Source organism: Pseudomonas sp. IT-P258, assembly GCF_949767825.1.
GTDB lineage: Bacteria > Pseudomonadota > Gammaproteobacteria > Pseudomonadales > Pseudomonadaceae > Aquipseudomonas > Aquipseudomonas monachiensis.
In genome coordinates, this window is record NZ_CATKPU010000054.1 from 394,758 (window position 1) to 420,441 (window position 25,684).

At 55.6% G+C, this 25,684-nt stretch carries 23 protein-coding genes and 2 pseudogenes; 20 read left to right on the forward strand and 5 right to left on the reverse strand.

What is annotated here, in order from left to right:
* Positions 1-31: 31 nt before the first annotated feature.
* Positions 32-1,069: a quaternary amine ABC transporter ATP-binding protein gene (locus ACM6G4_RS20305; protein ID WP_056724830.1), complete on the reverse strand. Its 1,038-nt coding sequence runs from the start codon at positions 1,067-1,069 to the stop codon at positions 32-34.
* A 448-nt stretch (positions 1,070-1,517) separates the two neighbouring features.
* On the opposite strand from ACM6G4_RS20305, the gene ACM6G4_RS20310 reads away from it, so the two are divergent.
* Positions 1,518-2,471, forward strand: a complete 954-nt coding sequence (locus ACM6G4_RS20310; protein ID WP_056724831.1) for a LysR family transcriptional regulator — start codon at positions 1,518-1,520, stop codon at positions 2,469-2,471.
* A 114-nt stretch (positions 2,472-2,585) separates the two neighbouring features.
* On the opposite strand, the gene ACM6G4_RS20315 is transcribed toward ACM6G4_RS20310, so the two are convergent.
* Positions 2,586-3,821: an aromatic ring-hydroxylating oxygenase subunit alpha gene (locus tag ACM6G4_RS20315; RefSeq protein ID WP_414914469.1), complete on the reverse strand. Its 1,236-nt coding sequence runs from the start codon at positions 3,819-3,821 to the stop codon at positions 2,586-2,588.
* A gap of 362 nt (positions 3,822-4,183) precedes the next feature.
* Between ACM6G4_RS20315 and ACM6G4_RS20320 the strand changes: the two are divergent.
* From ACM6G4_RS20320 to ACM6G4_RS20370, 11 genes and pseudogenes are all read left to right on the forward strand, one after another.
* Positions 4,184-4,309, forward strand: a pseudogene (locus tag ACM6G4_RS20320) (GntR family transcriptional regulator); the annotation flags it as partial.
* Positions 4,306-5,217 (forward strand): dihydrodipicolinate synthase family protein, encoded by a 912-nt coding sequence (locus ACM6G4_RS20325; RefSeq protein ID WP_056724835.1) that lies wholly within the window; start codon positions 4,306-4,308, stop codon positions 5,215-5,217. The pseudogene ACM6G4_RS20320 and the gene ACM6G4_RS20325, both read left to right, overlap by 4 nt.
* Positions 5,210-6,727 carry an aldehyde dehydrogenase gene (locus tag ACM6G4_RS20330; RefSeq protein ID WP_056724837.1) on the forward strand — a complete coding sequence of 506 codons (1,518 nt, stop codon included), beginning with the start codon at positions 5,210-5,212 and terminating at the stop codon, positions 6,725-6,727. The genes ACM6G4_RS20325 and ACM6G4_RS20330 overlap by 8 nt, the downstream gene beginning before the upstream one ends.
* Entirely contained in the window at positions 6,724-8,070 is a 1,347-nt protein-coding gene (locus ACM6G4_RS20335; protein WP_056724839.1) for an NAD(P)/FAD-dependent oxidoreductase, read from the forward strand. The genes ACM6G4_RS20330 and ACM6G4_RS20335 overlap by 4 nt, the downstream gene beginning before the upstream one ends.
* Positions 8,071-8,138: 68 nt before the next feature.
* Entirely contained in the window at positions 8,139-8,990 is an 852-nt protein-coding gene (locus ACM6G4_RS20340) for a glycine betaine ABC transporter substrate-binding protein (RefSeq protein WP_056724841.1), read from the forward strand.
* Between the two features lie 75 nt (positions 8,991-9,065).
* A complete protein-coding gene (locus ACM6G4_RS20345; RefSeq protein WP_414914497.1) occupies positions 9,066-10,184 on the forward strand; it encodes a quaternary amine ABC transporter ATP-binding protein in 1,119 nt (372 codons plus the stop codon).
* The gene (locus ACM6G4_RS20350) at positions 10,181-11,029 is read left to right on the forward strand and encodes an ABC transporter permease (protein WP_414914470.1); all 849 of its coding nucleotides are present in this window, start codon (positions 10,181-10,183) and stop codon (positions 11,027-11,029) included. The genes ACM6G4_RS20345 and ACM6G4_RS20350 overlap by 4 nt, the downstream gene beginning before the upstream one ends.
* Positions 11,026-11,874 carry an ABC transporter permease gene (locus ACM6G4_RS20355; protein ID WP_056724848.1) on the forward strand — a complete coding sequence of 283 codons (849 nt, stop codon included), beginning with the start codon at positions 11,026-11,028 and terminating at the stop codon, positions 11,872-11,874. Before ACM6G4_RS20350 ends, ACM6G4_RS20355 begins: the two co-directional genes overlap by 4 nt.
* 54 nt (positions 11,875-11,928) lie before the next feature.
* The gene (locus ACM6G4_RS20360) at positions 11,929-12,942 is read left to right on the forward strand and encodes a GlxA family transcriptional regulator (protein WP_177336472.1); all 1,014 of its coding nucleotides are present in this window, start codon (positions 11,929-11,931) and stop codon (positions 12,940-12,942) included.
* 36 nt (positions 12,943-12,978) lie between these two features.
* On the forward strand, positions 12,979-13,896 hold the full coding sequence (locus tag ACM6G4_RS20365) for a DMT family transporter (RefSeq protein WP_082562963.1): 918 nt from the start codon (positions 12,979-12,981) through the stop codon (positions 13,894-13,896).
* Positions 13,890-14,066: pseudogene (locus ACM6G4_RS20370) on the forward strand (SDR family oxidoreductase); the annotation flags it as partial. The gene ACM6G4_RS20365 and the pseudogene ACM6G4_RS20370, both read left to right, overlap by 7 nt.
* 91 nt (positions 14,067-14,157) lie before the next feature.
* Here the strand turns inward: ACM6G4_RS20370 and ACM6G4_RS20375 are convergent.
* Both ACM6G4_RS20375 and ACM6G4_RS20380 read right to left on the reverse strand, forming a co-directional pair.
* Positions 14,158-14,913, reverse strand: a complete 756-nt coding sequence (locus ACM6G4_RS20375; RefSeq protein ID WP_056724851.1) for an SDR family NAD(P)-dependent oxidoreductase — start codon at positions 14,911-14,913, stop codon at positions 14,158-14,160.
* A 12-nt stretch (positions 14,914-14,925) separates the two neighbouring features.
* The gene (locus tag ACM6G4_RS20380) at positions 14,926-15,693 is read right to left on the reverse strand and encodes an SDR family NAD(P)-dependent oxidoreductase (protein WP_056724853.1); all 768 of its coding nucleotides are present in this window, start codon (positions 15,691-15,693) and stop codon (positions 14,926-14,928) included.
* 321 nt (positions 15,694-16,014) lie between these two features.
* On the opposite strand from ACM6G4_RS20380, the gene ACM6G4_RS20385 reads away from it, so the two are divergent.
* Both ACM6G4_RS20385 and ACM6G4_RS20390 read left to right on the forward strand, forming a co-directional pair.
* A complete protein-coding gene (locus tag ACM6G4_RS20385; RefSeq protein WP_056724856.1) occupies positions 16,015-16,722 on the forward strand; it encodes a TetR/AcrR family transcriptional regulator in 708 nt (235 codons plus the stop codon).
* On the forward strand, positions 16,712-17,488 hold the full coding sequence (locus ACM6G4_RS20390) for a pyrroline-5-carboxylate reductase family protein (RefSeq protein ID WP_056724857.1): 777 nt from the start codon (positions 16,712-16,714) through the stop codon (positions 17,486-17,488). Before ACM6G4_RS20385 ends, ACM6G4_RS20390 begins: the two co-directional genes overlap by 11 nt.
* A gap of 102 nt (positions 17,489-17,590) precedes the next feature.
* Here the strand turns inward: ACM6G4_RS20390 and ACM6G4_RS20395 are convergent, their stop codons facing one another.
* A complete protein-coding gene (locus ACM6G4_RS20395) occupies positions 17,591-19,627 on the reverse strand; it encodes an NADH:flavin oxidoreductase (protein WP_056724858.1) in 2,037 nt (678 codons plus the stop codon).
* A 192-nt stretch (positions 19,628-19,819) separates the two neighbouring features.
* On the opposite strand from ACM6G4_RS20395, the gene ACM6G4_RS20400 reads away from it, so the two are divergent.
* The 6 genes from ACM6G4_RS20400 (at position 19,820) to ACM6G4_RS20425 (ending at position 25,601) form a co-directional block, all read left to right on the forward strand.
* Positions 19,820-20,800 carry an isopenicillin N synthase family dioxygenase gene (locus ACM6G4_RS20400; protein WP_056724860.1) on the forward strand — a complete coding sequence of 327 codons (981 nt, stop codon included), beginning with the start codon at positions 19,820-19,822 and terminating at the stop codon, positions 20,798-20,800.
* 10 nt (positions 20,801-20,810) lie between these two features.
* Positions 20,811-21,737: a 2-hydroxyacid dehydrogenase gene (locus tag ACM6G4_RS20405; protein ID WP_056724862.1), complete on the forward strand. Its 927-nt coding sequence runs from the start codon at positions 20,811-20,813 to the stop codon at positions 21,735-21,737.
* Positions 21,738-22,070: 333 nt separating this feature from the next.
* Positions 22,071-22,199: a hypothetical protein gene (locus ACM6G4_RS20410; protein ID WP_263291639.1), complete on the forward strand. Its 129-nt coding sequence runs from the start codon at positions 22,071-22,073 to the stop codon at positions 22,197-22,199.
* Positions 22,200-22,725: 526 nt separating this feature from the next.
* Positions 22,726-23,751, forward strand: coding sequence for a LacI family DNA-binding transcriptional regulator (locus ACM6G4_RS20415; RefSeq protein WP_414914471.1), 1,026 nt, complete (start codon positions 22,726-22,728; stop codon positions 23,749-23,751).
* Positions 23,752-23,839: 88 nt separating this feature from the next.
* Positions 23,840-24,622: a sugar phosphate isomerase/epimerase family protein gene (locus tag ACM6G4_RS20420; protein WP_056724865.1), complete on the forward strand. Its 783-nt coding sequence runs from the start codon at positions 23,840-23,842 to the stop codon at positions 24,620-24,622.
* Entirely contained in the window at positions 24,615-25,601 is a 987-nt protein-coding gene (locus ACM6G4_RS20425) for a sugar kinase (RefSeq protein ID WP_414914472.1), read from the forward strand. Before ACM6G4_RS20420 ends, ACM6G4_RS20425 begins: the two co-directional genes overlap by 8 nt.
* Positions 25,602-25,684 lie beyond the last annotated feature (83 nt).

Consider the following 25,684-nt stretch of genomic DNA (forward strand, 5'->3'; position numbering starts at 1 on the left):
CCGAGCCTGGCAAGCCAGCTAATAGAGACTATTAGTGTCGGCTCATTGTCTGAAGCAGTAGGCTCTTGGAGATCGTGCCTTTGAACACACCCTGGCGATCCAGGACGGCAACTGGATTAACTGCATCGGCAACGATGTGAAAGACGTCCTGCAGGAGTACATCGTCGCGCAGCGTAGGCGTGGATTGATCCGCGGCGTACGGATGCTCTGCACAAATCCTGGCAACATCGCCAGCCTTGAGGATCTTCGAGGCATCGAAACCTTTGAAGAAAGCCCTGACGTAATCGTTCACCGGGTTGCAAAGCAGTTCTTGCGGGGTACCGATCTGTACTACCCGACCACCCTCCATGATCGCAATGCGATGGCCGATGCGAATCGCCTCGTCAATGTCATGGGAGATGAAGATGATGGTGCGATGCTGTTCTGCCTGCAGGCGGATCAGTTCGCCCTGCATTTCGTGGCGAATCAACGGGTCGAGTGCCGAGAAGGCTTCGTCCATCAGCAGGATGGCTGGGTCGTTAGCCAGCGCTCGGGCCAGACCTACCCGCTGTTGCATACCGCCGGACAGTTGGTGCGGGTAACTGTAGGCGTGGCCATCGAGCCCCACCTGTTTAAGTGCCTCGAGTGCACGTTTATGCCGTTCGCTTTCCTCGACACCCGAGATTTCCAGGCCGAAAGCTACGTTGTCGATCACACTCATGTGAGGCATCAGGGCAAACGACTGAAACACCATGCTCATGTCTTTGCGACGAACGCTGAGGAGATCAGCATCCGACAGACCGGTGATTTCCTGGCCGTTGAGATGGATTGTTCCGGAGGTTGGCTCGATCAGTCGATTGAACAAGCGGACCATCGTCGACTTCCCGGAACCGGAAAGCCCCATGATGACGAAAATCTCTCCACGTTTTACGGAGAAACTGGCATCAAAAACGCCAACGACTTGACCGGTTTTGCTGAAAATTTCACTTTTATCAGCACCGCGAGCCAGCATCTCCATCGCGAGTTTTGGCTGAGCACCAAAGACTTTGTAAATGTTTTTTACCGAGAGTATCTCGTCACCAAGACTCATAACCCCTCCTGCTGCAATTACGATGTAAGACCAAGAATTCAGGTGTACGTGTCTTGATCAGTTCAGACGGTGCTTGTGGGGGCAGTCAAGCTGGGAGAAAGGTTGGGAAATAGTCATTGTGACCATCCTCTTTATTATTTGATGTTTATTATTCTTGTTTTATCAGCGCTGAATTAAGCAGTACCGTTGAGAACCAAGTTATTACCTAATAGAGTCAGCGTCTAACAACATTTCTTCCAGCCAATCAATAACGTCATGTTATCAATCATTTAATTATGTCAATTTGCGACTGCGGCAGTGCCAGTTGCGCAGACGAGTGCGGCTGGCCCTGTCTTAGGCTCTGTGTTTGAGCTACGCTCCAGCCTAGGCTCTAGGTGGAACCCTCTCGCCGATCTCGTCCCTAACGGCCTCCAAAGGGCCCCGAACCGGATATTCAATACTCTAGGTTATGGTTAAGCACATCGATCCAGACATGACGCTGCTGAAAATGCCGTCTCTGAAAGCAGTGAAGTCATTCGTAGCCGCCGCAAAATATCAGAGCTTTACGCGTGCGGCAGAAGCACTGTGCGTAACTCAAGCGGCAATCAGCCGTCAGATTCGGGAACTTGAGGCGTACCTAGGGGTGGATCTCTTCAAGAGAGTGGGGCGAGCAGTCGAGTTGACGGAAGCCGGAACCATCTTTTTTGATGCGGCACAGATATCTTTCGTCAACATTTCCCAGGCGGCGGAGCGCATTCGCACCAACAATGCAGGCAAGCGCACGTTGACGCTTTGCTGTTCTCCCGCGTTTTCAGCCCTCTGGCTCGCAGCGAAGCTGCCGGGTTTTTTTACCAAAAACGCAGATATCGACCTCAATCTGGTCACCACTCAAAACTTTTTGTCGATGGAGCCGGGTGTAACTCCGGACATCTTCATCACCAAAATGGCCAGGATTCAGGATGGCTACCGCAGTTATCCGTTGTTTCATGACGTCATCTACCCGGTGTGCACTCCTCGTTACAAAGAGGAGCACCCTGAGCTGTCCAGCCTGGAAGCACTGCGCGACGGGGTTTTGCTCAACCTCAGCCCCTATGGCAGATCCCAGGTAGCGGAGCACGTTGACTGGGGTGTTTGGCTGGCTTATCACGATGTTGATATCGAGAAACGCCCCCACGACAGCCCTCACGTTTTCAACGCGAACGACTACAACCTGGTCATCAGCATGGTGTTGACCCATCAGGGTGTAGCCCTCGGATGGAATCACCTGGTTGCAAACCTGATCGAAAACGGCACGCTGATTCGGCCGATCGAAGAGGAAGTGGTTCTCCATGAAAGTCAGCACTATCTGACATTTCGTGAAGACCGGATCAATGACGACGCGTGTTGTCGGCTACGAGACTGGATTCTCGCCCAGTTTTCCTGAGCTGTCAGGAAGGCAGGAGTACTGATTGAGCCGTGACTCGGGATGCGGGGAGGGGAGAAGTTTGGGTATGCCGGTGGTGATCATTCGTGGTTCTCGCCACCGGCAGTTTTACTCTTAGCCGACAGATCTTAACGGGATCGTGTCATTGAGTTGCTCAAGCATCGTTTTGCAGTACCAATCATCAAACTGACACACACCAATTTCGCTGGCCACCGACAACGGACCCGGCTCGTAAGCAGGAGAGCTGACGCCGACCTGTGCGCCTTCAACCAGGGTGCGATCCTGGTCATTGGTTGCAAGCCAAACCTTGGTCAGGCGATCGATGTCGTAGTCGACACCTTCCTGCGCATCCTTCTTGACGATCCATTTTGTAGTGACCATCGTCTCGCCCGGACCGATGGGCAGAACGCGGAAGCTCAGCGCGTGATCGCCCAGAAAGTGGTTCCAGGTCGATGGGTAGTTGAAATACAGCAGCGCACCGATGTTGGCTTCACCGGTCGTGTCCAAACGACCGGCAACCGCGGGCTGGCCATCCATTGTGTAGCTGACGGCACCGGAAAAAAGGGGGATGCGCGTCATGCGGAAGCGACCGTCTTCGTCCATGACCAATCGGCTGGGCAGGCCTGCCGCTTCGCAACGATCCCAATGCTCTTTGAGTTCAAGATCCTCATCGCCGCCGGCGCCACCCACTGATGGGTTGTCAACGAATGAGTGCATCAATTCCGGGTGAGTAAAATCGCAGTGGTAACACTCGCGGTTGTTCTCGAAAACCAGTTTCCAGTTGCCTTTCTCGATGATGTTCGACTCAAACGCGACTTTGCAGTCGTCCAGGTTATGAGGCGCAACGAAGGGCGTCAGAGACTTTCTGAATGACGAAAAGTCAGGCGCCACATCAGCGACGCACACATAGATGTACGTTTCGACGACCTCACAATGCACGGACTTCAACCCATGTTGAGACTTGTCGAAATCCTCCCCCATATTCCCGGCGAACAGCAGTCTGCCGTCCAGCTCGAAGGTCCATTTGTGGTAAGGGCACACCAGCTTGGCTACCTTGCCGCTGGCTTGCGGGCACACCTTTGAACCGCGATGACGGCAGGCGTTGTGGAAGGCCCGAATCTGTTTGTCTGCGCCGCGCACGATAGCGACAGGATAATCGCCGATTTGCAGCGACAGGTACTGACCCGACTTCTCCAGCTCAAATGTGTGCCCGGCGAAGATCCAGCTTTTGTGCCAGATCTGTTCCAGATCCTGCCTGTAAACGTCTGGATCGCTATAAAGGGCACCTGGCAGCGCATGGTCAGGCTTGCGCTGCGCAACAAGATTTGAAACTGCCGATTTAGTGCTCACGGTCAACACACTCCAAAATACCAAAGGGACGACGAAAGACCATTGTTTGCATCAATCTAGATATTGGGTAACGCCATTTCGCCGGTAAAATATCGCTGTTGTAAAGACTACGTCTGCAATCACACCCCAACAAGAAACTTTTACGCTTATCAATGCATAAACAAATGTTATCGATCGATAGCGTAGCTTTAAGATGATATTCGTAACCTATTGAATTTAATGAATAAATAATTTTCGACGCTGTGCGCTATATCGCTTTAAAGATGTCTGCGCGAGGAAGACACGCTATTGACCACTCTATTGCCCCATGCCAGTCTGGATTCAACAGCTAACGGTACTTAGTCAGTAAAACAACCTCTGGCGATCTCGTGTTTGAGTCTTGGGAACTGTCCCGTGAAAACATGGAGGTTTTTATCGCGCCTCAAGGTATCAAAGCTGACGCGTTCATTGACCTTCCACCTAACTCGCATTCGGAGCATTCATCTTGAAATTTGAAGGTATTTATACGCCAGCAGTAACTCCTTATAACTCTGATGGGGAGATTGACTGGGATGTGTACTCCCAAGTTTTGGAGTCGCTGATTGAGGCGAAGGTGCACGGCATTATTATCGGCGGGTCGACCGGCGAGTATTATGCGCAGACGTCGGAAGAACGCACCGAGTTGGCGGCCTACGCCAAAGATGTGATCGGCACTCGGGTGCAACTGATCGTCAGTACCGGGGCGATTCGTACCGAAGATGCGGTTCAGTACGCCAAGGATGCCAAATCGATCAAAGCGGACGCCATTCTCGTCACGTCCCCGCCTTACGCGCTGCCAACCTCACAGGAAAACGCGATTCACGCGCTCACTATCGATCGCGCAGCGGACTTGCCGATCATGCTTTACAACTATCCGGGGCGCATGTGCGTTTCGATGGATGAAGAGTATTTCACGCGTGTCAGCCAATCGAAAAACGTCGTCGCCATCAAGGAAAGCTCCGGCGACATGGGCCAGGTGCATATGCTGGCCCGGCAGTTCCCCAACATCGCCTTGTCCTGCGGATGGGACGACCAGGCCCTCGAGTTTTTTGCCTGGGGCGCCCGCAGTTGGGTGTGCGCAGGTTCCAACTTCCTGCCCAAGGAACACGTCGCGCTTTATGAAGCCTGCGTGATCGAAAAGAACTTCGACAAAGGCCGTCAAATCATGTCGGCAATGATGCCGCTGATGAATGCCCTGGACGGTGGCAAGTTCGTGCAGTCGATCAAGTACGGCTGTGAAGTTGCCGGATTGAAAGTCGGTAACGTGCGCCTGCCATTGCAGCCACTTGAAGCGGACGAAAAGCAGAGTTTCGCGTCGCTCATTACTGAACTCAAACGTAACGTAGCCAACATTTCTTCGGGAGCCAGCCATGGGTGATCTTCTGAGCAAGGCCGAATATGCCGCTCTGGCCAAAGACATTTCGCTGCCATCCAAGGCGTTCATCAATGGCGCGTTCAAGCCCGCGATCTCTGGCAAAACCTTCGCCACGAACAATCCGGCGACAGGTGAGTTTTTGACTGACGTCGCCGCCTGTTCGTCCGAGGATGTCGACTTTGCGGTGAGCAATGCCAAAGAGGCCTTTGAGGATGGACGCTGGAGATCTGTTTCTCCTCGGGAGCGCAAAGCGGTTCTGTTGAAGTTTGCAAACCTGCTTGAAAACCATCAACACGAACTGGCCGTCCTCGAAAGTCTCGATAGCGGCAAACCTGTCAGTGAATGTCAGTTGGTCGACATCCCGGACACCATCCACACGATCCGCTGGCACGCAGAACTGATCGACAAGATTTATGACAACACCGCCCCGGTGGGCAGCGACGCGCTGACCATGGTGGTCCGGGAGCCGATCGGCGTGGTGGGCTGCGTATTGCCCTGGAACTTCCCGCTGCTGATGCTGGCCTGGAAAATCGGGCCGGCGCTCGCTGCGGGCTGTTCGGTCATCGTCAAACCTGCTGAACAAACCTCGCTGACCACGTTGCGTGTCGCTCAGCTGGCGTTTGAAGCCGGTATACCCGCTGGTGTCCTCAACATTGTGACCGGCACGGGCAAAGACGTCGGTGAGCCGATCGGTTTGCATCACGATGTCGACATGGTGAGCTTCACCGGCTCCACTGCGACCGGCCGCCGCTTCCTGCATTACGCCGCCGATTCGAACCTCAAGCGCATCGTCCTTGAGTGCGGCGGGAAAAACCCGGCCGTGGTGATGGACGATGCGCAAGACCTGGATCTCGTTGCTCAGCATGTCGTCAATGGCGCGTTCTGGAACATGGGTGAAAATTGCTCCGCGACCTCACGTCTGATCGTCCATGCGTCTGTTAAGGACGAACTGCTGGAGCGCATGGGCGCCTACATCCGCGAATGGAAAATGGGTGACCCACTCGATCCGGAAAACCGCGTAGGGTCGCTGGTCAGCCCAGAGCATTTCGCCAAAGTGAAGTCGTACCTTGAGCACGCCACCGCCGCAAAGCTTGAAGTTGTGTACGGCGGCGCGACGAAAGACGGTGCCTTCGTAGAGCCGACAGTGATTGACGGTGTCGATCGAGACAGTCGGCTGTTCCAGGAAGAGATCTTCGGCCCGATTCTTTCGGTCACCACCTTTCATTCGATTTCCGAAGCCATTGCCCTGGCCAATGACACGGTCTACGGCCTGGCCGCCTCGGTATACACCGCCAGTCTGCGCCGGGCGATCAAGTTGTCGCGTGAGATTCGCGCCGGCATCGTCACCGTGAACTGCTTTGGTGAGGGCGATGCTTCGACGCCATTCGGCGGCTACAAGGAGTCGGGCTTCGGTGGTCGGGACAAATCCATTTTTGCCCATGACCAGTACACCGAAATCAAAACAATCTGGATCGATGTGTCTGATCGGTCGGATGAAGAGACCGAAAAATGAGCACCCATACCATCAAGCGCCTGCCGGTAGATACTGGGGTTTCGGGTTGGGAGGCGATTTCCGCACGCACTGCGCCTGTCCGCATGCTTGATGGAAACGTGACGGCGGACTGGCTGATTATCGGTGCCGGTTTTGCCGGCTTGTCCGCCGCTCGCAGACTTTCACAGTTACACCCCGGTGACAGCATTGTTGTGGTCGATGCTCATGAAGTCGCCAAGGGGCCGGCAGGCAGGAACTCTGGCTTCATGATCGATGTGCCGCACAGTCTGTCGTCCGGGGAATACTCCGTGGCGAGTGAGTCTGCAACGGCGCTGGAAATCACGCAAAATCGTTTTGCGATTGATTTTGCCGCGCAAGCCGCACGCGAGTACGGCATGTCCACAAACACCTTTGACCCATCAGGGAAGATCAACGCGGCCGCCACTGAGCGGGGATTGAAGCTGAACGTCAATTACGCACAGTCCCTTGAGCGCATCGGCGAAAAGTTCGAGATGTTTGATGCCGCGCAAATGCGCGAAATCACCGGGTCCACCTATTACCACGGTGGGATCTACACACCCGGCGCAGTGTTGATTCAACCCGCTCAATACATTAGGGACCTGGCAGCAGGGCTCGAAGGGAAAATCACGCTGTTCGAACGCTCTCCGATTATTGAATTGACCAAGCAGGGAAGCGGTTGGAGCGCTCGATCTCATAACGGGACGGTGCACGCACCCAAGGTCATCCTGGGGGTTAACGGGCACATTGAGGACTTTGGACATTATCAAGGACGCCTGTTGCACGTCTTCACTTACGCCTCCATGACGGCTGCGTACAGTGATGATGCATTCAAGAAAGACGTGCCGGGTAGAGCCAAGTGGGCATTGTTGCCAGCTGATCCAATGGGAGCGACTGTTCGTAAAATCTCTACGGACGGTCTCTCGCGTATCGTCATCCGGACAAAATTCACCTATGACCCGAGTATCCAGGTCACCCCAGAGCGTGTGGCTGCGGTTGCCAAAGAACAGCGACAGTCTCTGGATGCACGCTTTCCCGAATTGAAATCCACTGCGTTGGAGTTCAGTTGGGCCGGCCGTCTGTGTTTGAGTCGTAACAGCGCCGCTGCATTTGGCGAGATCGAAGAAAACCTGTATTCGGCTTGCTGCGAAAATGGGTTGGGAACGGTCAAGAGCACGCTGGCAGGTGTAATGGCAGCGGAATTGGCTTCGGGTATACGTTCTGATTTTCTGGATAGTTTCAGTCACGCGCCAGGACCCAGCAGGCTCCCCCCCCAAATAATAACGAAGCTGGGCGTCAGTTCGGTCATTCGTTGGCATGAGTTTTGGGCCGGACGAGAAGGTTAGCACGTTTAAGTTGTCGGCTTTTCCTATAAAGGCCGTTTAATAAGTCACTAATAAGAACGGAACAATCCATGAAGAATATTTGGAAGGCATTCTGCGCGCTCGCGTTTGTGGGCATGATGAGTTTGCAGGCACACGCTGAAGAAAAAAACATAGTAATGGGGACCATGTCTTGGGAGGATTTGGTGCCCATTACCGGCATTACCAAGAAGGTACTTGAGAACGCTGGGTATACCGTAAAAGTCGTGGAGTTTTCCGAGTGGGGTATCGCTTACGCTGCACTCAGCAAAGGGGATATTCAGGTATTGGCCTCCCAGATTGATTACGCCGCCGCCGATTATTGGAAAAAGAACAAGAACAAAATCGAGAAGCTGTCACCGGTCTCCTTTGGTCTTTATCAGGGCATGGCAGTACCCAGTTACGTAGACATCGACTCCATCGAACAGCTGAATGCAAACGCGGACAAACTGGGGAACAGAATCATTGGCATCGAACCAGGTTCGGGTTTGATGAGTGACGCGAACAACGTGGTCAAAGCGTACGACATCAAGCTCAAGCTGGTCGAGGGCAGTACTTCGGCCATGACCGCGGCTTTAAAGTCGGCAGTCGACCGAAAAGAATGGGTGGCGGTAACCGTCTGGGATCCTTCCTGGATGACCAGGAAATTTGATCTCAAATTCTTGAAAGATCCAAAAGGGGTCTTCCCGCCGTTGCAGGGTTATTACTGGATTGGACACAAAGGCTTCGCTGAAGCCAATCCGCGTGCGCGTGAACTGATGGCCAGTGTTTATGTGCCTATCACGGACATCACCGCGATGAATGCTGAAGTCAAGGATGGCAAGACCATGGACGAGGCTATCAAGGGTTGGATTGATAGTCATACAGATCTTGTAAATCGTTGGGGAAATATCAAGAACTATTAAGTTTTGTTTGTTTGCCACTGCCGCCCTTTGATTAATTAAAGAAACCAGCAAACAACTGGTTCGATGGATTGCGAAATGACAATGGCCACAATTAATACTGACGAAGTGCTGGTAGATTGCCAGTCGGTTTGGAAAATCTTCGGTAAAAATGCACCGGCAGCCATGGACGCGGTTGTCCAGCAGGGTCTTTCAAAGACCCAGATCCTGCAAAACCATGGCTGCGTGGTCGGGGTTTCCGATGTCAGTCTCCAGGTTCGCCGGGGGGAAATTTTTTGCATCATGGGTTTGTCCGGCAGTGGCAAATCCACCCTTATAAGGTTGCTGAACAAGCTGATCACCCCAAGCTCGGGGAAGGTGCTGGTCAAAGGCAAGGACGTTTCATCCTTGTCGCCGGCACAACTGCGAGAGGTGAGGGCGCGTCACATCGGTATGGTCTTTCAAAGCGTTGCCTTGCTGCCTAACCGTACGGTTCTTGAGAACACCGCGTTTGGCCTGGAAGTCCAGGGCGTGGGCAAGGCTGCACGTTACAAAGTGGCCGAGCAGGCGCTGGCAAAGGTTGGATTGAGCGAGTGGACTTCACGCTATCCAAGCGAACTGTCAGGCGGCATGCAACAACGGGTCGGACTGGCGCGTGCACTCACAGCTGACCCAGAAATAATTTTGATGGATGAGCCGTTCAGCGCGCTTGATCCGCTGATTCGCCGACAGTTGCAGGATGAGTTCCGCCTGCTGACCAAGGAGCTGGGCAAGTCCGCGGTGTTTATTACACACGACCTGGACGAGGCCATCCGCATCGGTGACCGCATTGCAATCATGAAGGATGGCGCCATCATTCAGGTTGGCACCGCCGAGGAAATCGTGCTCAACCCGGCTGACGACTACGTGGCGGAATTCGTCGCCGGCATTTCCCGATTGCATCTGGTCAAGGCTCACTCGGTCATGACGTCTGTCCAGGCCTACAAGGCTGCACAGCCGACTTGCGATATTTCCCGGCTCATCCAAACCTCGCTTGACGCCGATATCGATGAGCTTATCAGCTTGACGATGAAGTCCAGGCGGGACGGGCTTGCCGTGGTCGATAACGGAACAGTGGTCGGGATCATCACGCCTCGTGATCTGCTGCGTGGCGTTCAAGGTATTCCCAACGAGTTGGCGCCCGTAGCTACGGCCAACGCGATGGAGGCGTCCGCATGAGCATGCCGGATTTTTCCAGTCAGTTCGATGCATCCATTGATACAGGACTGGAATGGCTTTCAGATAATGGCGAGTTCGTGTTCGATGCCGTCAATGCGGTGCTCAATGGCATTTACGAAGGCGTGCTGTGGTGTGTCGCCTATCCACCGCACTACGTTGTAGCGATTGTCATGGCGTGGATTGGCTGGCGTCTGGCTGGCGTTCGCTTTGCAATTCTTGCAGGTTTGGCCCTGTTGTTTTGCGACCTCATCGGCTTGTGGCCAGAGACAGTCAGCACGCTTGCCCTGGTGCTCACAGCAACTGTCCTGGCACTGGTTGTCGCCATTCCGCTGGGGGTCATTGCCGGTCTGGCGCCGGCCTTTGATCGCGTGGTTGATCCTTGTCTGGATTTGATCCAGACGATGCCGCCCTACATCTACCTGCTACCGGCCATTGCACTGCTCGGCTACGGCCCTGCCACGGCGCTGTTGGCGACTTTTATCGTCGCGCTTCCCCCTGCGCTACGACTGACCTCCCTGGGTATTCGCATGACACCCAAGGAGTTCATCGAGTTGGGAGAGGCCAGCGGTGTGACTGGAATCCAGATGTTTTTCAAGATCCGCTTACCGTTCGCCTTGCCCAGCATCATGGCCGGTGTCAACCAAAGCTTGATGATGGCGTTCGGTATGGTCGTCATCGCCGGTATTGTGGGTTCGGGCGGTTTGGGCGAGGCGATTTACGGTTCCATCCGTACGTTGGATATCGCCAAGTCGATCAACGCGGCCATCGCTATCGTTATCCTGACCATGATCCTGGATCGTCTGGCGCAGAGTGCTGCACAGGCGCGGGTGAGGGCTTCCCAATGACAACGCACATTCAATTTTCTCCAGGCGATTACCTGGCTCCCGCCGTTGACTGGCTGAACACTAATTTACATGGATTGTTCAAAGGGATCAGTCAGGTCATTGAGGCGGTACTCGGCGCAGTGGAGGGGGCGCTGCTTGCTCCCCATCCGTACTTCTTCATCGGTATTGTCGTCGTTGCGGCGTTCTTTTTTGCCAATAAACGAGTTGCTGTTTTCGCTGTGCTGATGTTGGCTTTCTGTTTGTTCGCGGGCCTTTGGGTCGCGTCCATCCAGACGATTGCGCTGGTCAGCGTGTCGGTCCTGATCTCTGTCGCCATCGCTTTCCCGCTGGGGGTTCTGGCCGCCCGGGTGAAGCGTGTAGATGAAGCGTTGCTGCCGATTCTGAACATCATGCAAACGGTGCCGCCCTGGGTATACCTGATCCCCGCCGTGATGCTGTTCAGCTTGGGACGGGTGCCCGCGATCATCGCAACGATTGTTTACGGCATCCCGCCGATGCTCAGATTGACGACCCTGGCCTTCAAGCAGCTGCCCAAGGATCTCCTTGAGTTGGGCCAGGCGTCCGGTGCTTCACCTAAAGACATTCTGTTCAAAATTGAACTGCCGACTGCCGCTCCCACGCTGTTGGTAGGCCTGAACCAATGTATCCTCATGTCGTTGGCGATGGTGGTGCTGGCAGGTTTGGTGGGGGCGGGCGGTCTGGGGGCTGAAGTGACTCGTGGCCTCTCGAGGATGGAGATGGGATTGGGCCTTCGAGCAGGCCTGGCCATTGTCGCTATTGCGCTGCTGTTGGATCGACTGTCACGGGGCGCGTTGCAGCGTCACTCGCCCAGTAAACTCCTTTGAAGGGGGCGGCTGAACGTCGGCGACGTTCGTCAGTGTAAACAAGCGAGGCTTAAAGTGATCGAACGACGAGACTTCAGCGGGTGTATGAAAGGTAAAAACCTGCGCTATGTGGAAGAGACCCGGAGTGAGTCGACGGCCCATGCCCGGGCAGGATTTTTACTGCTCGAGCACTTCTCGTTGCCTGCATTTACGCAAGCGCTCGATACGATTGTCACTGCCAACCTTTTGCGTCCGGCGTTGTTCTCTTCACGAACCTTCGGGGTGCAGGATGGAGAGGTTACCAGCGACCTTGGCCTGGTCATTCGACCGGATGCGCGTTTGGACGTGGCAGCACTCAAAGACCTTGATTTGCTGGTCATATGCGGCGGCTATCGCACCGAACTCAAAGTCAATCACGAGCTGATCAGCATCCTTAAAACGGCATCGGAACTGGGTATCACCCTGGCCGGGCTGTGGAATGGGGCGTGGTTTTTGGGCGTGTCAGGTTTGCTTGAGGGATATCGTTGTGCGATTCATCCCGAACACCGACCCGCGCTCGCAGAAATTTCAAAAGTCACGCATGTCACCAGTGAAGCATTTGTCATGGATCGAGACCGGCTCACGGCTTCGAGTCCGGCGGGTGCCTATCATATGGCTCTCGAGTGGATCAAAGGGCTGCACGGCAAGGCACTTGTCGAGGGCATCGAAGACATTCTGTCTTTCGAAGAGTCGCGGTATCGGCGTATCAAACCGACACAGAACATCTCGTTGAGTGCCCCCCTCAAAGAGGTGGTCAAACTGATGGATGCCAACCTGGAAGAACCGTTGCAAATGGACCAACTTGCGGTCTATGCCGGTCGTTCCCGTCGACAAATAGAGCGCTTGTTCAAAGAGCAACTGGGTACCACGCCGCAACGGTATTACCTGGAATTGCGCATTACCGAAGCACGGCGATTACTTCAGCACACAGAGCTGTCTCAGGTTGACGTGCTGGTCGCGTGCGGCTTTGTTTCACCGAGCCATTTCAGTAAATGCTACAGCTCGTACTTCGGTTACCGGCCTTCGAGAGAAACGCGGTTGGTGAAGTAAAAACCGGGCTGTCGCAAAAAGTTAAGGGAGGAGGGCATGACCGAGTTGCGATTGAAGTGCGACCAAACAAAAAATGCTGCGCCCACCGTTACCGCTGGTGCTGGCGTCGCAAGGCCTCAACTCGGGATTTTTTTATGCCTGCTTTCAATGCTTATCTTTGCGAGCCAGGACGGACTAACCAAGGTGCTTGTCAAAGACTTCCCGGTTGCCCAACTGGTCATGGTGCGCTATTGGGTGTTTGTCGTTTTTGCCCTCGGATATGCCGCCTGCCAAGGTAGGGGCAAAGAGTCTTTTCGCAGTAAGCACCCTTGGCTCCAAATCATTCGAGCGCTGTTAGCCGTGGGTGAAACCATACTGTTTGCAGTGGGGCTACGATATTTGGGCCTGGCCGAAATGCATGCGCTCTATGCCGTATTTCCGCTGATGGCACTGGCATTGGCGGGGGCCATGCTTGGGGAGTTCATAGGTCTGCGGCGCTGGATTGCCGCCGCCATAGGGTTCACCGGGACACTGATCATCCTTCGACCAGGCGCGGGCGTTTTTGAACTCGCGGCGCTGATTCCCCTGCTGGCTGCTTTAGCATTCGCGGTGTTCAACGTACTGACGCGCCGGATTAGCCAGCACGACGCCTTTGCTACGAACATGCTCTTTATGGCAAGTGTGGGTGCCCTGACAGTCACATTTGCGGGGCTACCCGCATGGGTTTCTCCGACTCCGGTCCAGGGCCTCTTGATGGGGATCCTGTCATTGACGGGCGTAGTCGCTCAGATTCTGTTCATTCAAGCACTGAAATACGCAACCGCTTCTACCCTGCAACCTTTCAACTATGCGCTTCTGGTGTTCGCCACTTTGATTGGTGTGATCGTCTTTGCCGAGCACCCCGACACATGGGTAGTTGTCGGAGCAGCGTTGGTTATTATCGGTGGGCTGTATGCGATTAAAGCCAAGGCGTGAACACTCCAGAGGAAGAGAATGCAGCGAAGTATGTCCCGGTTGGCAGGGCAGGTCGCCCAGGGGAACTGGCTGCTGCCGTTACGCTCCTGGCGTCACCGGAGTCCGGTTACATTACCGGTGAATTGCTGGTGGTCGATGGTGGCAATTGCCTGATAGAGAACAAAGCGCCCAAGCAATCAATACGTGCCCGTCACGAAATTTTGCAGCGGAGGAGAGTAAGTGACTCCCTCCGTTGCAAGTCAGGTTGTCAGGCTGATTCGATCAAAACGGCAGTGGCAGTTTCGCTGTGCGCCCCCCATCCACCACGAGCACCTGTCCGGTAATGAAGGCCGATGACTGCGAAGCGAGGAAAACGACTGTCCCGCCAACATCCGCCGGCAATCCGGTACGTCCGACCGGGTGAAGACGCTGGAGTGCCTGGCGCGCCGCATGCGGATCAGCTTGAGCGGCGAGATATGCATCACTCAACTCGGAGTTTATCCACCCTGGAGCAATGGCATTGCAGCGAATGCCGTCCCGTCCGAGATCGACTGCCAAGGCTCGGGTCAGCCCATGGATGCCAGCCTTGGAGGCACAGTACGCGGCATGTTCAGGGTTGGCGCCTATCCCTTCGATCGACCCGATGTTGATGATGCTGCCACCGCCTCGCTGACGCATCTGAGGCACCAACGCCTTGCACAAGAACGCTGGTGCCCGCAGATTGACAGCCATCATGCGATCCCAGTCCTGCTCGGTCATCTCATCAATCGATTTCTCGAACATGAACCCCGCATTATTCACCAGGACATCGACTCCGCCGAGCTGCTCCCGGGCTATTTGCGCGATCAAACCTGGAGACTCCACCGAAGCGAGATCTGCCTCGACGAAATAGACCTGAGGGTGACTTTGCAAGTCGACGTCCAGTGCCTGACGCTGAGCGATCAACACAGTAGCTCCCGCCTCAAGCAATTGTTCGGTGATGCCTCGGCCAATCCCTCTGCCGCCCCCGGTCACCACTACATTTTTACCGTTGAGCATCGCTACCTCTCCTTAGCCGGACACCGGCTTGGCGCCTGTGACTTCTACCGTTTCACCGGCGATGTACCTGGCCTCGTCGGACGCCAGAAATGCGATGACATCCGCAATGTCTTCGGGCTCGGCGATACGGCCTAGTGGGACGCTCTTGTTTAGCTCTTGCACGGCTTTGTCCGGATCCAGGCCGCGACGTTCAAAGCCGCTGCGTATCATCGGGGTATTGATTTCGTGCGGGCACACGGCGTTGACACGGATGCCCAAAGGGGCGCAATCGCGGCCCAGATTTTTGGTTAAAGCCGCAACGGCCCCTTTGCTTGTGCAATACGCCACGTGGGCGGGGCCTGGATAAATTCCCCAGACAGATGATGTGTTGACGATTGCGGCGCCCGGGCGATTTTTCATGTGCGGTATCGCGGCACGGCAGATGAAGAACACCGCATTCAGGTTTACGCCCATGGCGTCGAACCACATGTCGTCAGTGGTTTCCTCTATCGTGCCACGGGGAATGATGCCCGCATTGTTCAATACGATATCGATCCCCGAAAAAACATCGACGGCCGTTTGGACAATCGCTTCGCAATATTCTTTTCGGCGTAAATCGCCTGCCACATAGAGTACTTCCGCGCCCAGGTCACGAACTTTGGCTAAGATTGATTTGCAACCGGCTTCGTCAAGATCAGATAAAACAAGCTTTGCGCCTTCTCGGGCGAACAATAATGCTAACGCCTGTCCGACACCTCCGGCAGCGCCCGTAATGACCACCACTTTATTATTGAATTTCATAGGACAACCTACCTGGTAAGTTTTTGGCGGAGTCATTATTTAATTTCAATGGATCGCAGCGTCCAGCAACTTTTTTACAGGGCCAAAGATAACGTGGCGTTATCCTGAAATTTCTGACTCGATAGTTTTTCTGGTGTCGGCGAAGTCTTGATAAAAGTGTCCGCACTTTTTCAAAAAATTAATTGATTCGGGTCATTGATGGCGTGCTCTATTGATTTGGCGATTGATCGTCTCGAAAATGTACGCCCCTGTACATGCCGTGTACGCCAAAGATCCTGGGGTGTACAGTGTCGAAGAATTTTCAAATAAAGGTGCACCCGAATGTCACAGACAGGAAGGGCGAAAACCAAAGCGCAGGACGCCGGCTGGCGAGGCTCCGTCGATGGTTGGCTGGACGCCGCCTATGATGCCCTGAAGGAGTCGGGTGTTGATGCTGTGCGGGTGATGCCGCTGGCCAAACGCTTGAATTTGTCCCGTACCAGCTTTTACTGGTTCTATGAAGATCGCGAACAGCTGCTCGCGGCACTCCTGGCTCGATGGCGGGACAAGAACACCGGCGGTATGGTCAGCCAATGCGAGAGTTACGCAGAAAGTATTTCCGAAGCGATTCTCAACGTCTTCGAATGCTGGGTGAACCCTGAACTGTTCGACTCGCAGTTCGAATTTGCCGTGCGCAGTTGGGCGCTGCAATCGGACGAGGTCACTGCTGAAATCGCTTTGGCCGATGAGGCTCGGATGAATGCCCTGGCCGCGATGTTCCGACGGTTTGGCTACGACGGCGAGGGTGCCGACGTTCGGGCCAGGACGATCTACCTCACGCAGATTGGCTACATCTCCATGAAAACCAGTGAAGATATCGTCGTTAGATTTCGACGGATTCCTCAGTACGTGAGTGTGTTCACCGGCAAAGTACCTAAGCGGCGAGAGCTGGACCGCTTTTATGGAAAGTTCGGCTACGCGGAAAAAGAGCCCGGCGTTTTCGTTCCCTTGGTCGATACATTCGAGGAGTCGACTGCCGATGGAGAATAGAACTCTGGGCATCATCGGAGGTACCGGCTGGCTCGGGCGCGCAATCGCCCAGGCGCTGCTCGATAGCGGGGTCATCGGGCCTGACCGCTTATTGATCTCGAACCGCTCCGGCGTCAGTCCCTTCGAGCCAGGCGTGAGACTGCTGGCTGACAACCAGCAGTTGGTGGACCTCAGCGATATTGTCGTGCTGTCCATCCGACCGGAGCAGTTTCGTGAACTGCAGATCAACGCCCGCGGCAAGCGGGTGATTTCCCTGATGGCCGGAGTTCCGGCGGCATCCATCAGCGCGGCCACCGGTGCGGATGCAGTGGTGCGGGCCATGCCGAATGCGGCCGTGGAAATCAGGCAGTCGTTTACGCCCTGGTACTGTGCCGGAAACCTTGTTGAATGCGACCGCCAGTGGGTGCAACGACTGTTCGAGTGCGTAGGTTCAGCGGACGAAGTGCCTGATGAGGACTGTATTGATTACCTCAGCGCCTTGTCCGGGACTGGGCCGGCCTTTCCGGCAATGTTGCAAATGGCACTGACTAATCAGGCGGTGGCAGCGGGAATTCCCCTTGCCATCGCACAGCGCGCTGCACAAGGCGTGGTGGTGGGGGGCGGCCAGATGCTTGCCAGCCGCGATCCGCGGCAAATGATTGAGTCGTTGATGGCTTACCGTGGCGTGACGGCAGCAGCGCTGCAGTCGATGGCCGATCAGGGCATCGACTGCATTGTGGGGCGGGCAGTCAATGCAGGCGCTGAGGTTGCGCGGCGGGGAATGTAGCAGGGCAGGGGATAACAGTGAAGGGCCGTGAAGGGCCTTCACTGCCGAAGGCGTCATGGGAAGCTCCGTGCGTCCCTTGACCGCACCAGACGTGCCAGGGGTTCAGATTTCTTTCACCAGGCGCAAAGCGTCGTAGATGGCCGCGTGAGTGTTGCGAGCAGACACGGCGTCGCCGATCCGGAACAGTTGGAAGCGTCCTTCGGGATGGGTGACGATGTTCTGTGCCGTGCCAGCGATCAGGTCATGCTGCTCTACCGCGCCGCCATTGGTGGAGAGAGGACGCAGCTCGAAGTACAAGTCATCCAGCGGAAGGGTGCCGTGGTTGACGACCACCTGATCGACCACGCGCTGCTTGTGAACCTGTCCGTAATCGCTGCCAAAGGTTGCAACGAGCCCGCCATCACGTTTTTCCACTGTATCGACCCGGTAGGTCACGGTGAAGGTGACGTCCAGATCCTGCAGGCTGCGCATGTAGGGCACCAGGTTCATGGCCATGACTTCAGGTGCAAACGAGCGGTCAGGGGTGACGATTTCGACTCTCGCACCGCTTTGCGCGATGACCTCGGCAGCCTGCAGGGCAGCATGATCCCCCGCATCGTCGAAGATCAGTACGTTGCGACCGGGCTTGATGTCGCCAGAAATGATGTCCCAGGTTGAAACCACGAGTTCGTTGCCTTTGCTGAGCACCTCGGTATCCGGCAGGCCGCCGGTCGCGACGATAACCACGTCTGGCTCGAAGGCTTGCACAGTGTCGGCTTCGGCCCAGGTATTGAAGTGAAACTTCACCCCCAGCCGTTCGCATTGTGCCATCCGCCAATCAATGATGCTGATCATCTCGCGACGACGCTCGCTCAGCGCAGTCAGACGAATTTGCCCACCAGGTTGATCAGCCGCTTCAAGCACCGTCACGTCATGGCCGCGCTCACCGGCGACCCGCGCCGCTTCCAGCCCGGCAGGGCCGGTTCCGACCACCAACACCTTGCGCTTGACCGCGGCTTTGGGAATGTCATGAGGCATGGTGGTTTCCCGCCCCGTCGCGGCGTTGTGGATGCAGTAGGCCGCGCCGCCCTGATAGATGCGATCCAGGCAATAGTTGGCGCCCACGCAAGGGCGAATGTCTTCTTCGCGCTTCTCGATGATTTTGCGCACGATGTGCGGATCGGTCATATGCGCGCGGGTCATGCCCACCATGTCCACTTTGCCCGAGGCGATCGCGTAGCGCGCGGTGGCCACGTCGGGAATCTTCGCCGCGTGGAAGGTCGGAAAGCCCGTAGACGAGCGGATCTCGCCAGCGAAGTCGAGATGGGGCGAGTTGCGCATACCCTGAATCGGGATGACATCGGTCAGCCCTGCATCCGTATCGATGTGACCGCGTACGACGTTCAGGAAGTCGACCAGTCCGCTGTCCTTGAGCATGTGAGAAACCTGCATGCCCTCGCTGGCAGTGAAGCCGCCGGGCAGTTCTTCATCACCGGTGTAGCGAACTCCCAGCAGAAAATCTTCGCCTACCCGCTGGCGGATGCCACGCAGGATGTCGAAGGTAAAGCGCATGCGGTTTTCCAGCGACCCGCCGTAAGGGCCGTCGAGGTCATTGGTCAACGGCGACCAGAACTGATCCATCAAATGCCCGTAAGCCTGAAGCTCCAGGCCATCGAGACCTGCCGCCTTCATGCGCTCCGCGGCGTCTACATAGTCCTTGATGATCCGCTCGATGTCCCACTCCTCCATTTTCTTCGGGAAGGAGCGATGCGACGCCTCGCGGCGGTGTGACGGCGACACCACCGGCAACCAATCGGCCTTGTCCCAGCGGGTGCGACGGCCCAGGTGAGTCAACTGGATCATCACTGCCGCGCCATGTTCGTGGCATTCATCGGTCAGGTCCTTCAACCATCCGACTACTTCGTCCTTGTAGGCAAGCACATTGTTGAACACCGGCGGGCTGTCTCGGGATACGGCAGCGGAACCGGCGGTCATGGTCAGGGCGACACCGGCTTTGGCGCGCTCCACGTGGTAGGCGCGATAGAGATCCTTGGGCATACCGTCCACAGGGTAGGCCGGTTCATGGGAGGTGGTCATGATCCGGTTTCTGAGGGTCAGGTTTTTGATTTTATAGGGTTGCAGCAAGGGATCGCTGGACATCGTGGTGCGCTCCAAAGTGGGCCTCATCAGGCTCGACGACTTAAAATTAGGATAAATGTACACCTGTGTCAACGATTGGTGACACATGTGTACATTTTGCTTGCGTGCCAAAAAAACCAGGATTAACATCCGCCCAAACAAGGACGAATGTCGCTCGTCCGCGTCTGTCATCCATTTAGAAAGGAGAGAAGCGTGACTGAGTTATTTGATATTCGTTTGGCCAGCAAACAAACTGCCTTCACTGAAATCCCGGTCATTGATATTTCGCCACTCATAAACGGCGAAAATCCGCTGCGGGTGGCAAGCCAGATAGGTGAAGCGTGCGAAAAGGTGGGGTTTTTTTATATAAAAAACCATGGTGTTTCGCAGCAACTGATAGACGAGATGTACAGGCTCACCAAACTTTTTTTCAAGCTTCCAGCCGACGAGAAGAACTCACTTAATATCGTGAACTCTGGGCTTACGCTACGTGGTTACATCCCGATGTATGCGGAAAACGTAGATCCAGCCAATACGCGCGATTTCAAAGAGTGCTTTGATTACGGCGCCCATTACGATGAAGTTTCTCCGTTTTTTGGCCCTAATCAAATGCCGGCCGGGCTGCCGCAATTCGACACGGTTGCCGAGGCTTATCATTCAGCTGTATTGGCGCTTGCGAGAACGCTCATCGGCGGCATCGCGCTGAGTCTGGATTTGCCGCAAAATTATTTTGAACAACGCCAACGCAAGCCCATCACTATTCAGCGCGTTTTGCGTTATCCGCCTCAGATAGGAAAGGTCTCCCTGGAAGAGATCGGTATTGGTGCTCACACGGATTACGGCTTCCTGACAGTCCTGTCTCAAGACACAGTTGGCGGTTTACAAGTCAAGAACCGTGCAGGGGAGTGGGTTACTGCCCCACCCGTTGAAGGCACTTTTATCGTCAACATTGGTGATCTGGTTCAAACCCTCACCAACGATCGCTACACCTCGACAATGCATCGCGTCATAAATACTAGCGGTCTAGAGCGCTATTCAATTCCTTTCTTTATTGATTTGGATTTTGATGCAATTGTTGAGCCTGTGCCAACCTGTGTGAGTGAAGCGCTACCCGCGAAGTATGAAGCGTACACTTGTGGTAAACACAAATTTAAGCGTTTCGTTGATAGCTATGCGCACCTGAAAGTCGAATAGGGAGTTTTCTATGTGCATCCTGTATATGGCCGACCCCGCCGATGCGCAGAAATGGCGAGATTGCCTGGCAACGCTCGCCCCACAACTAGAGTTCCGCCAATGGCCTGATATCGGTAGCCCGGCAGGGGTGCACTACATCCTGGCTTGGGAGCCTCTAACCAACCTGGTGGAACAGTTTGGTAATCTTCGGCTTCTCTACGCTGCAGGGGCTGGAGTTGATCAGTTCGATCTGGCTCGTTTGCCTGCTAACGTGTCGCTGATACGGCTGGTAGATAGCTCGATGGCTGACATCATGGCCGAATATGTTCTGTTTGGTGTTCTTGCCTTGCATCGAGAAATCCTCGCTTACCAAGAGGACCAGCGAAGTGGTCGCTGGCAACCTCGACCAATCGTGCATGCTTCACAGCGGCGTGTTGGTGTCATGGGGGTTGGCAATCTCGGACGTGCCGCGCTTGATCGCCTTCAGCCATTGGGATTTCAGCTCAGTGGCTGGAATCGTTCTTTGAAGGAGGTGCCAGGTGGTCACTGTTACGTCGGCCCGGACGAACTGGAGGCGTTTTTAGGGCAGTGCGACATCCTTGTGAACATGTTGCCACTGACTCCCGAAACAGACGGGATACTCAATGCTGCGAGGCTCGATTGCCTGCCTCATGGAGCTGGACTGATTAACGTGGGGCGTGGCGCCCACGTTATAGAAACGGCTTTGCTTTCAGCGTTGGATGAAGGCCGTATGGGAGGAGCCATACTGGATGTCCTGGTACAAGAACCTCCTTCTCAAGACAACCCACTTTGGAAACACCCTCGAGTGCTCCTGACCCCTCATGTTGCAAGCGATGTGCAGATTGAGGGGGGTGTGGCAGTGATAGTTGAGAATCTCCGAAGAGAGCGTGAGGGAATGCCTCTGTTGAATGTGGTTGATCGGTCTAAAGGCTATTAGTGAGGGAGGGGAAGAGTGGAAGCTCCAGTCGAATACCATCGATACTGACCTATAACTTAGCTAAACTAAACAACCATTTAGTTTAGTTATAATTTCTGGTTATTAATGAAGGAGGGGAGTTGACCAGATGATCCAGAGGCAGCTCACCCTTATTCGCTATCTTCCAAATATGTGCTGTATCTTTCAAACATACGTGTATTCGGTAACAAGCCCCGTAAATAAAGGGCTACAGCCATCTGCGGTGGCCACTCAAAGGAGTATGCAATGGCTCATTTTCCAAGCTGGATGCTTTAATGCGCTCACAATTACCTGAAAGCCGCTGAGATTCTGGATGTGCAGAACCTACCGCACGTTGCCCAGGTCGATGCGGCGATTGACATGGAAACCCTGCTCAAGAGCTTTATTTCCGTGCCTGACCAGCATCAAGGCACATCCGGCGAGATCTACAAACTCGACGTCTAGCGTTGGCCGCGGCATAAGCACGATCTATTGACGTTGTTCCATGCGATGCCCGAACCGATTCGTAGCGGCTTGGCCCTGGACAGCCAGGAAGATTCCTTCGAGAGATACCGCGACGTGTTCACCAACAGCCGGTATCCGTATGAGTCGAGCAGCTGGAAATTTTCCGATCCGGTACTGATGAGGAGCTGCGGTGGACTCTGGCCAATATGGTTGGCTATTCAAGGTGCAAGGTTCTCACGATCCGTGAGGTCCTGGATTACCTGATTGAGGTGCAGGCACGAACTGCAGCAGAGTGATCGAGGCCTGTGCCTGGCTTCAAATCTGACCACCATGCGCTCCCAACTCCGCGTATGATGTTACGCATAATGTATATTATGTTAAATGGCATATCATTTGTCGCTCATTGTTCGACAATCAACCATCCGGGGCTTGACGGCGAATTGGCTTTTGGTGTTTCCTGAAACCGGTTTCAGTGCTATCTCACGAAGCACCCGACCTTATAAATCCAATAAGAAGGTTTCAGACCGTGAACGATTTCTCCGCCGCCCAGCGCAGCCGCGTGACCATGCTCGACGTGGCCGAACACGCCAAGGTCTCCAAGGCCAGCGTTTCGCGGTTCATTGGCGATGATCGCGCCCTGCTTTCCGATGCCATTGCCCAGCGCATCGAACAGGCAATTGCCGAACTCGGCTATCGCCCGAACCAGATGGCCCGTGGCCTGAAACGCGGGCGCACTCGCCTGATCGGCATGCTGGTGGCCGATATCCGCAACCCTTATTCAATTGCCGTGATGCACGGGGTGGAAACCGCCTGCCGTCAGCACGGCTATAGCCTGGTGGTGTGCAACACCGACCGCGACGACGAGCAAGAGCGCCAGCACCTGGCCCTGCTGCGCTCGTACAACATCGAAGGCCTGATCGTGAACACCCTCGGTCATCATCGTGACGAATTGCACGAACTGCACCGGGAAATGCCCCTGGTACTGCTGGATCGCAAGGTGGAGAACCTTGGAAGCGATATGGTCGGGCTGAACAACCCGCAGGCCATCGACATGGCCCTTAACCACCTTGAAGAACGCGGTTATTGCGATGTATTGCTGGTGACTGAGCCGCTTGATGGCACCAGTTCGCGAATTGAGCGGGTCAGCAGCTTCAAGGCACAAATCGAGCAACGCCCGGCGCTTCGCGGCACGCACATCGAAACAGGCAGCGAACTGACCGCACAATTGAAATCCTTCCTCGACACGCCTGGCCCCGGCCCGAAGGCGCTGTTTTGCGCGAACGGGATTGCCGCGCTCGCCAGCACTCATGCGTTGCGTGAACTCAAGTGCAACCTGTTCGATGACGTGGGCTTGATTGCCCTCGATGACCTGGATTGGTACCCGCTGGTGGGCAGCGGCATTACCGCCCTCGCACAGCCGACCACCGAGATGGGCGCCAGTGCTTTTGAGTGCCTGCTCAAGCGGCTGCGCGGGGATGACGGGGCGGTGCGGACGCTGGATTTTTCGGCGCGGCTGATTGTGCGGGGGTCGACCCGTGGGAATTTGCGTTGAATGTTAAGGCCTGCTCGCGAAGAGGCCCCAAGTAGCACTGAAAATTTTTTTGAACAAAAATGAAACCGGTTTCAGAGGTAGAAAAACAATGAATAGACCAGCCGTTTCCATCAGCCTTTCCAGCTACGGCGCCGACCTTGTGCGTCAACGCGGCCAGGGCAGCTTCATCGAGATTCTCGCCGCCGCCGGCGCCACGCGCATTGAGTGGCGCGAAGAGTTACTGACCATCGAAGACCCCGCTCAACTGGCCGATGCCACACAAGCAGAAGGCCTGCAGAGCGTGTATTCGTCGCCCATGGAGCTATGGCTGGCCGGGCAATCCAAACCCAACGCCGAACTGATCACGGCCCTGCAACGCGCCCAGGCATTCGGCGCCAAATGGCTGAAGGTGTCGCTGGGCTATTTCACCGACAACAGTGATCTGCAAACCCTCGCCCGTGTGCTGGGCGAAAGCGCCGTGCAGTTGCTGGTGGAAAACGACCAGACCCTGCACGGCGGCCGAATTGAACCCTTCCAGCGTTTTTTCGCGGACGTCGAGCAGCACAACTTGCCGATAAAGATGACCTTCGATATCGGCAATTGGCACTGGCAGGACCAGTCTGCCGCCAGCGCCGCGCGCTTGCTCGGGCGTCACGTCGGTTACGTGCACTGCAAAGCGGTGACCCGCCGCGCCGACGGCAAGCTGGTGGCCATCCCACCCGCTGCCAGCGATTTTCAACAGTGGGAACACCTGCTGCGGCACATGGCCCAAGGCGTTATGCGGGCCGCGGAATATCCGCTGCAAGGCGATGACCTGGTGCAACTGACCACCGAGCACGTCGCTGCCCTCGCCCACCTCGGCCAATCGCAGCTGGAGAGTGCTCATGTCTGAGATCGATATTCTGTCCTTCGGCGAGACCATGGCGATGTTCGTCGCCGAACAGGCTGGCGATCTGGCCAGCGTCGGCGCTTTCCACAAACGCATTGCCGGGGCTGACAGCAACGTCGCCATTGGCCTTTCCCGACTGGGCTTCAACGTGGCATGGCTGAGCCGTGTCGGTGCCGATTCGTTGGGCCGGTTTGTGGTCGACACCCTGGAAAGACAAGGCCTGGATTGCCGCCACGTCGACATCGACACCGCCCACCCGACCGGTTTTCAACTCAAGTCCCGCACCGACGATGGCAGCGATCCGGTGGTCGAGTACTTCCGCCGTGGTTCGGCGGCCAGTCACCTGTCGCCGCACTCGATCGTGCCCGAATTGCTCAAGGCCCGACACCTGCACGCCACTGGCATTCCCCCGGCGCTGTCGGAGTCGGCGCGGCAGATGTCGTTCGAGTTGATGACCCGCATGCGCGAGGCCGGGCGCAGTGTGTCCTTCGACCCGAACCTGCGCCCGAGCCTGTGGGCCAGCGAACGACAAATGATCACCGAGATCAACCGCCTCGCCGCCCTCGCCCATTGGGTCCTGCCGGGGTTGAGCGAAGGTCGCTTGCTGAGCGGTTTCGAAGACCCGGCCGACATCGCCGCCTTCTACCTCGACCAGGGCGCCGAAGCCGTGGCGATCAAGCTTGGCCCACACGGGGCTTACTACCGCACACATCTTGATCAAGGTTTCGTGGCTGGCGTACCGGTGCAAACAGTGGTCGATACGGTGGGTGCCGGCGATGGTTTTGCCGTCGGCATGATCAGCGCGCTGTTGGAAAACCAAAGCGTTGTCGAGGCCGTGAAACGCGCCAACTGGATTGGCAGCCGTGCGGTGCAGAGTCGGGGGGATATGGAGGGGTTGCCGACCCGCGCCGAAATGGCCAGCGAATTTGAGGCCGCCATCGCGAGCAAGCTCGTTCCCACAGGGGATATGTGTCGAACCTAGATCCCTTGTGGGAGCGAGCTTGCTCGCGATGAGGCCAGTAAAGGCACCGAAGATTTAAACCGTTACCTGCTGCGACAAAAACA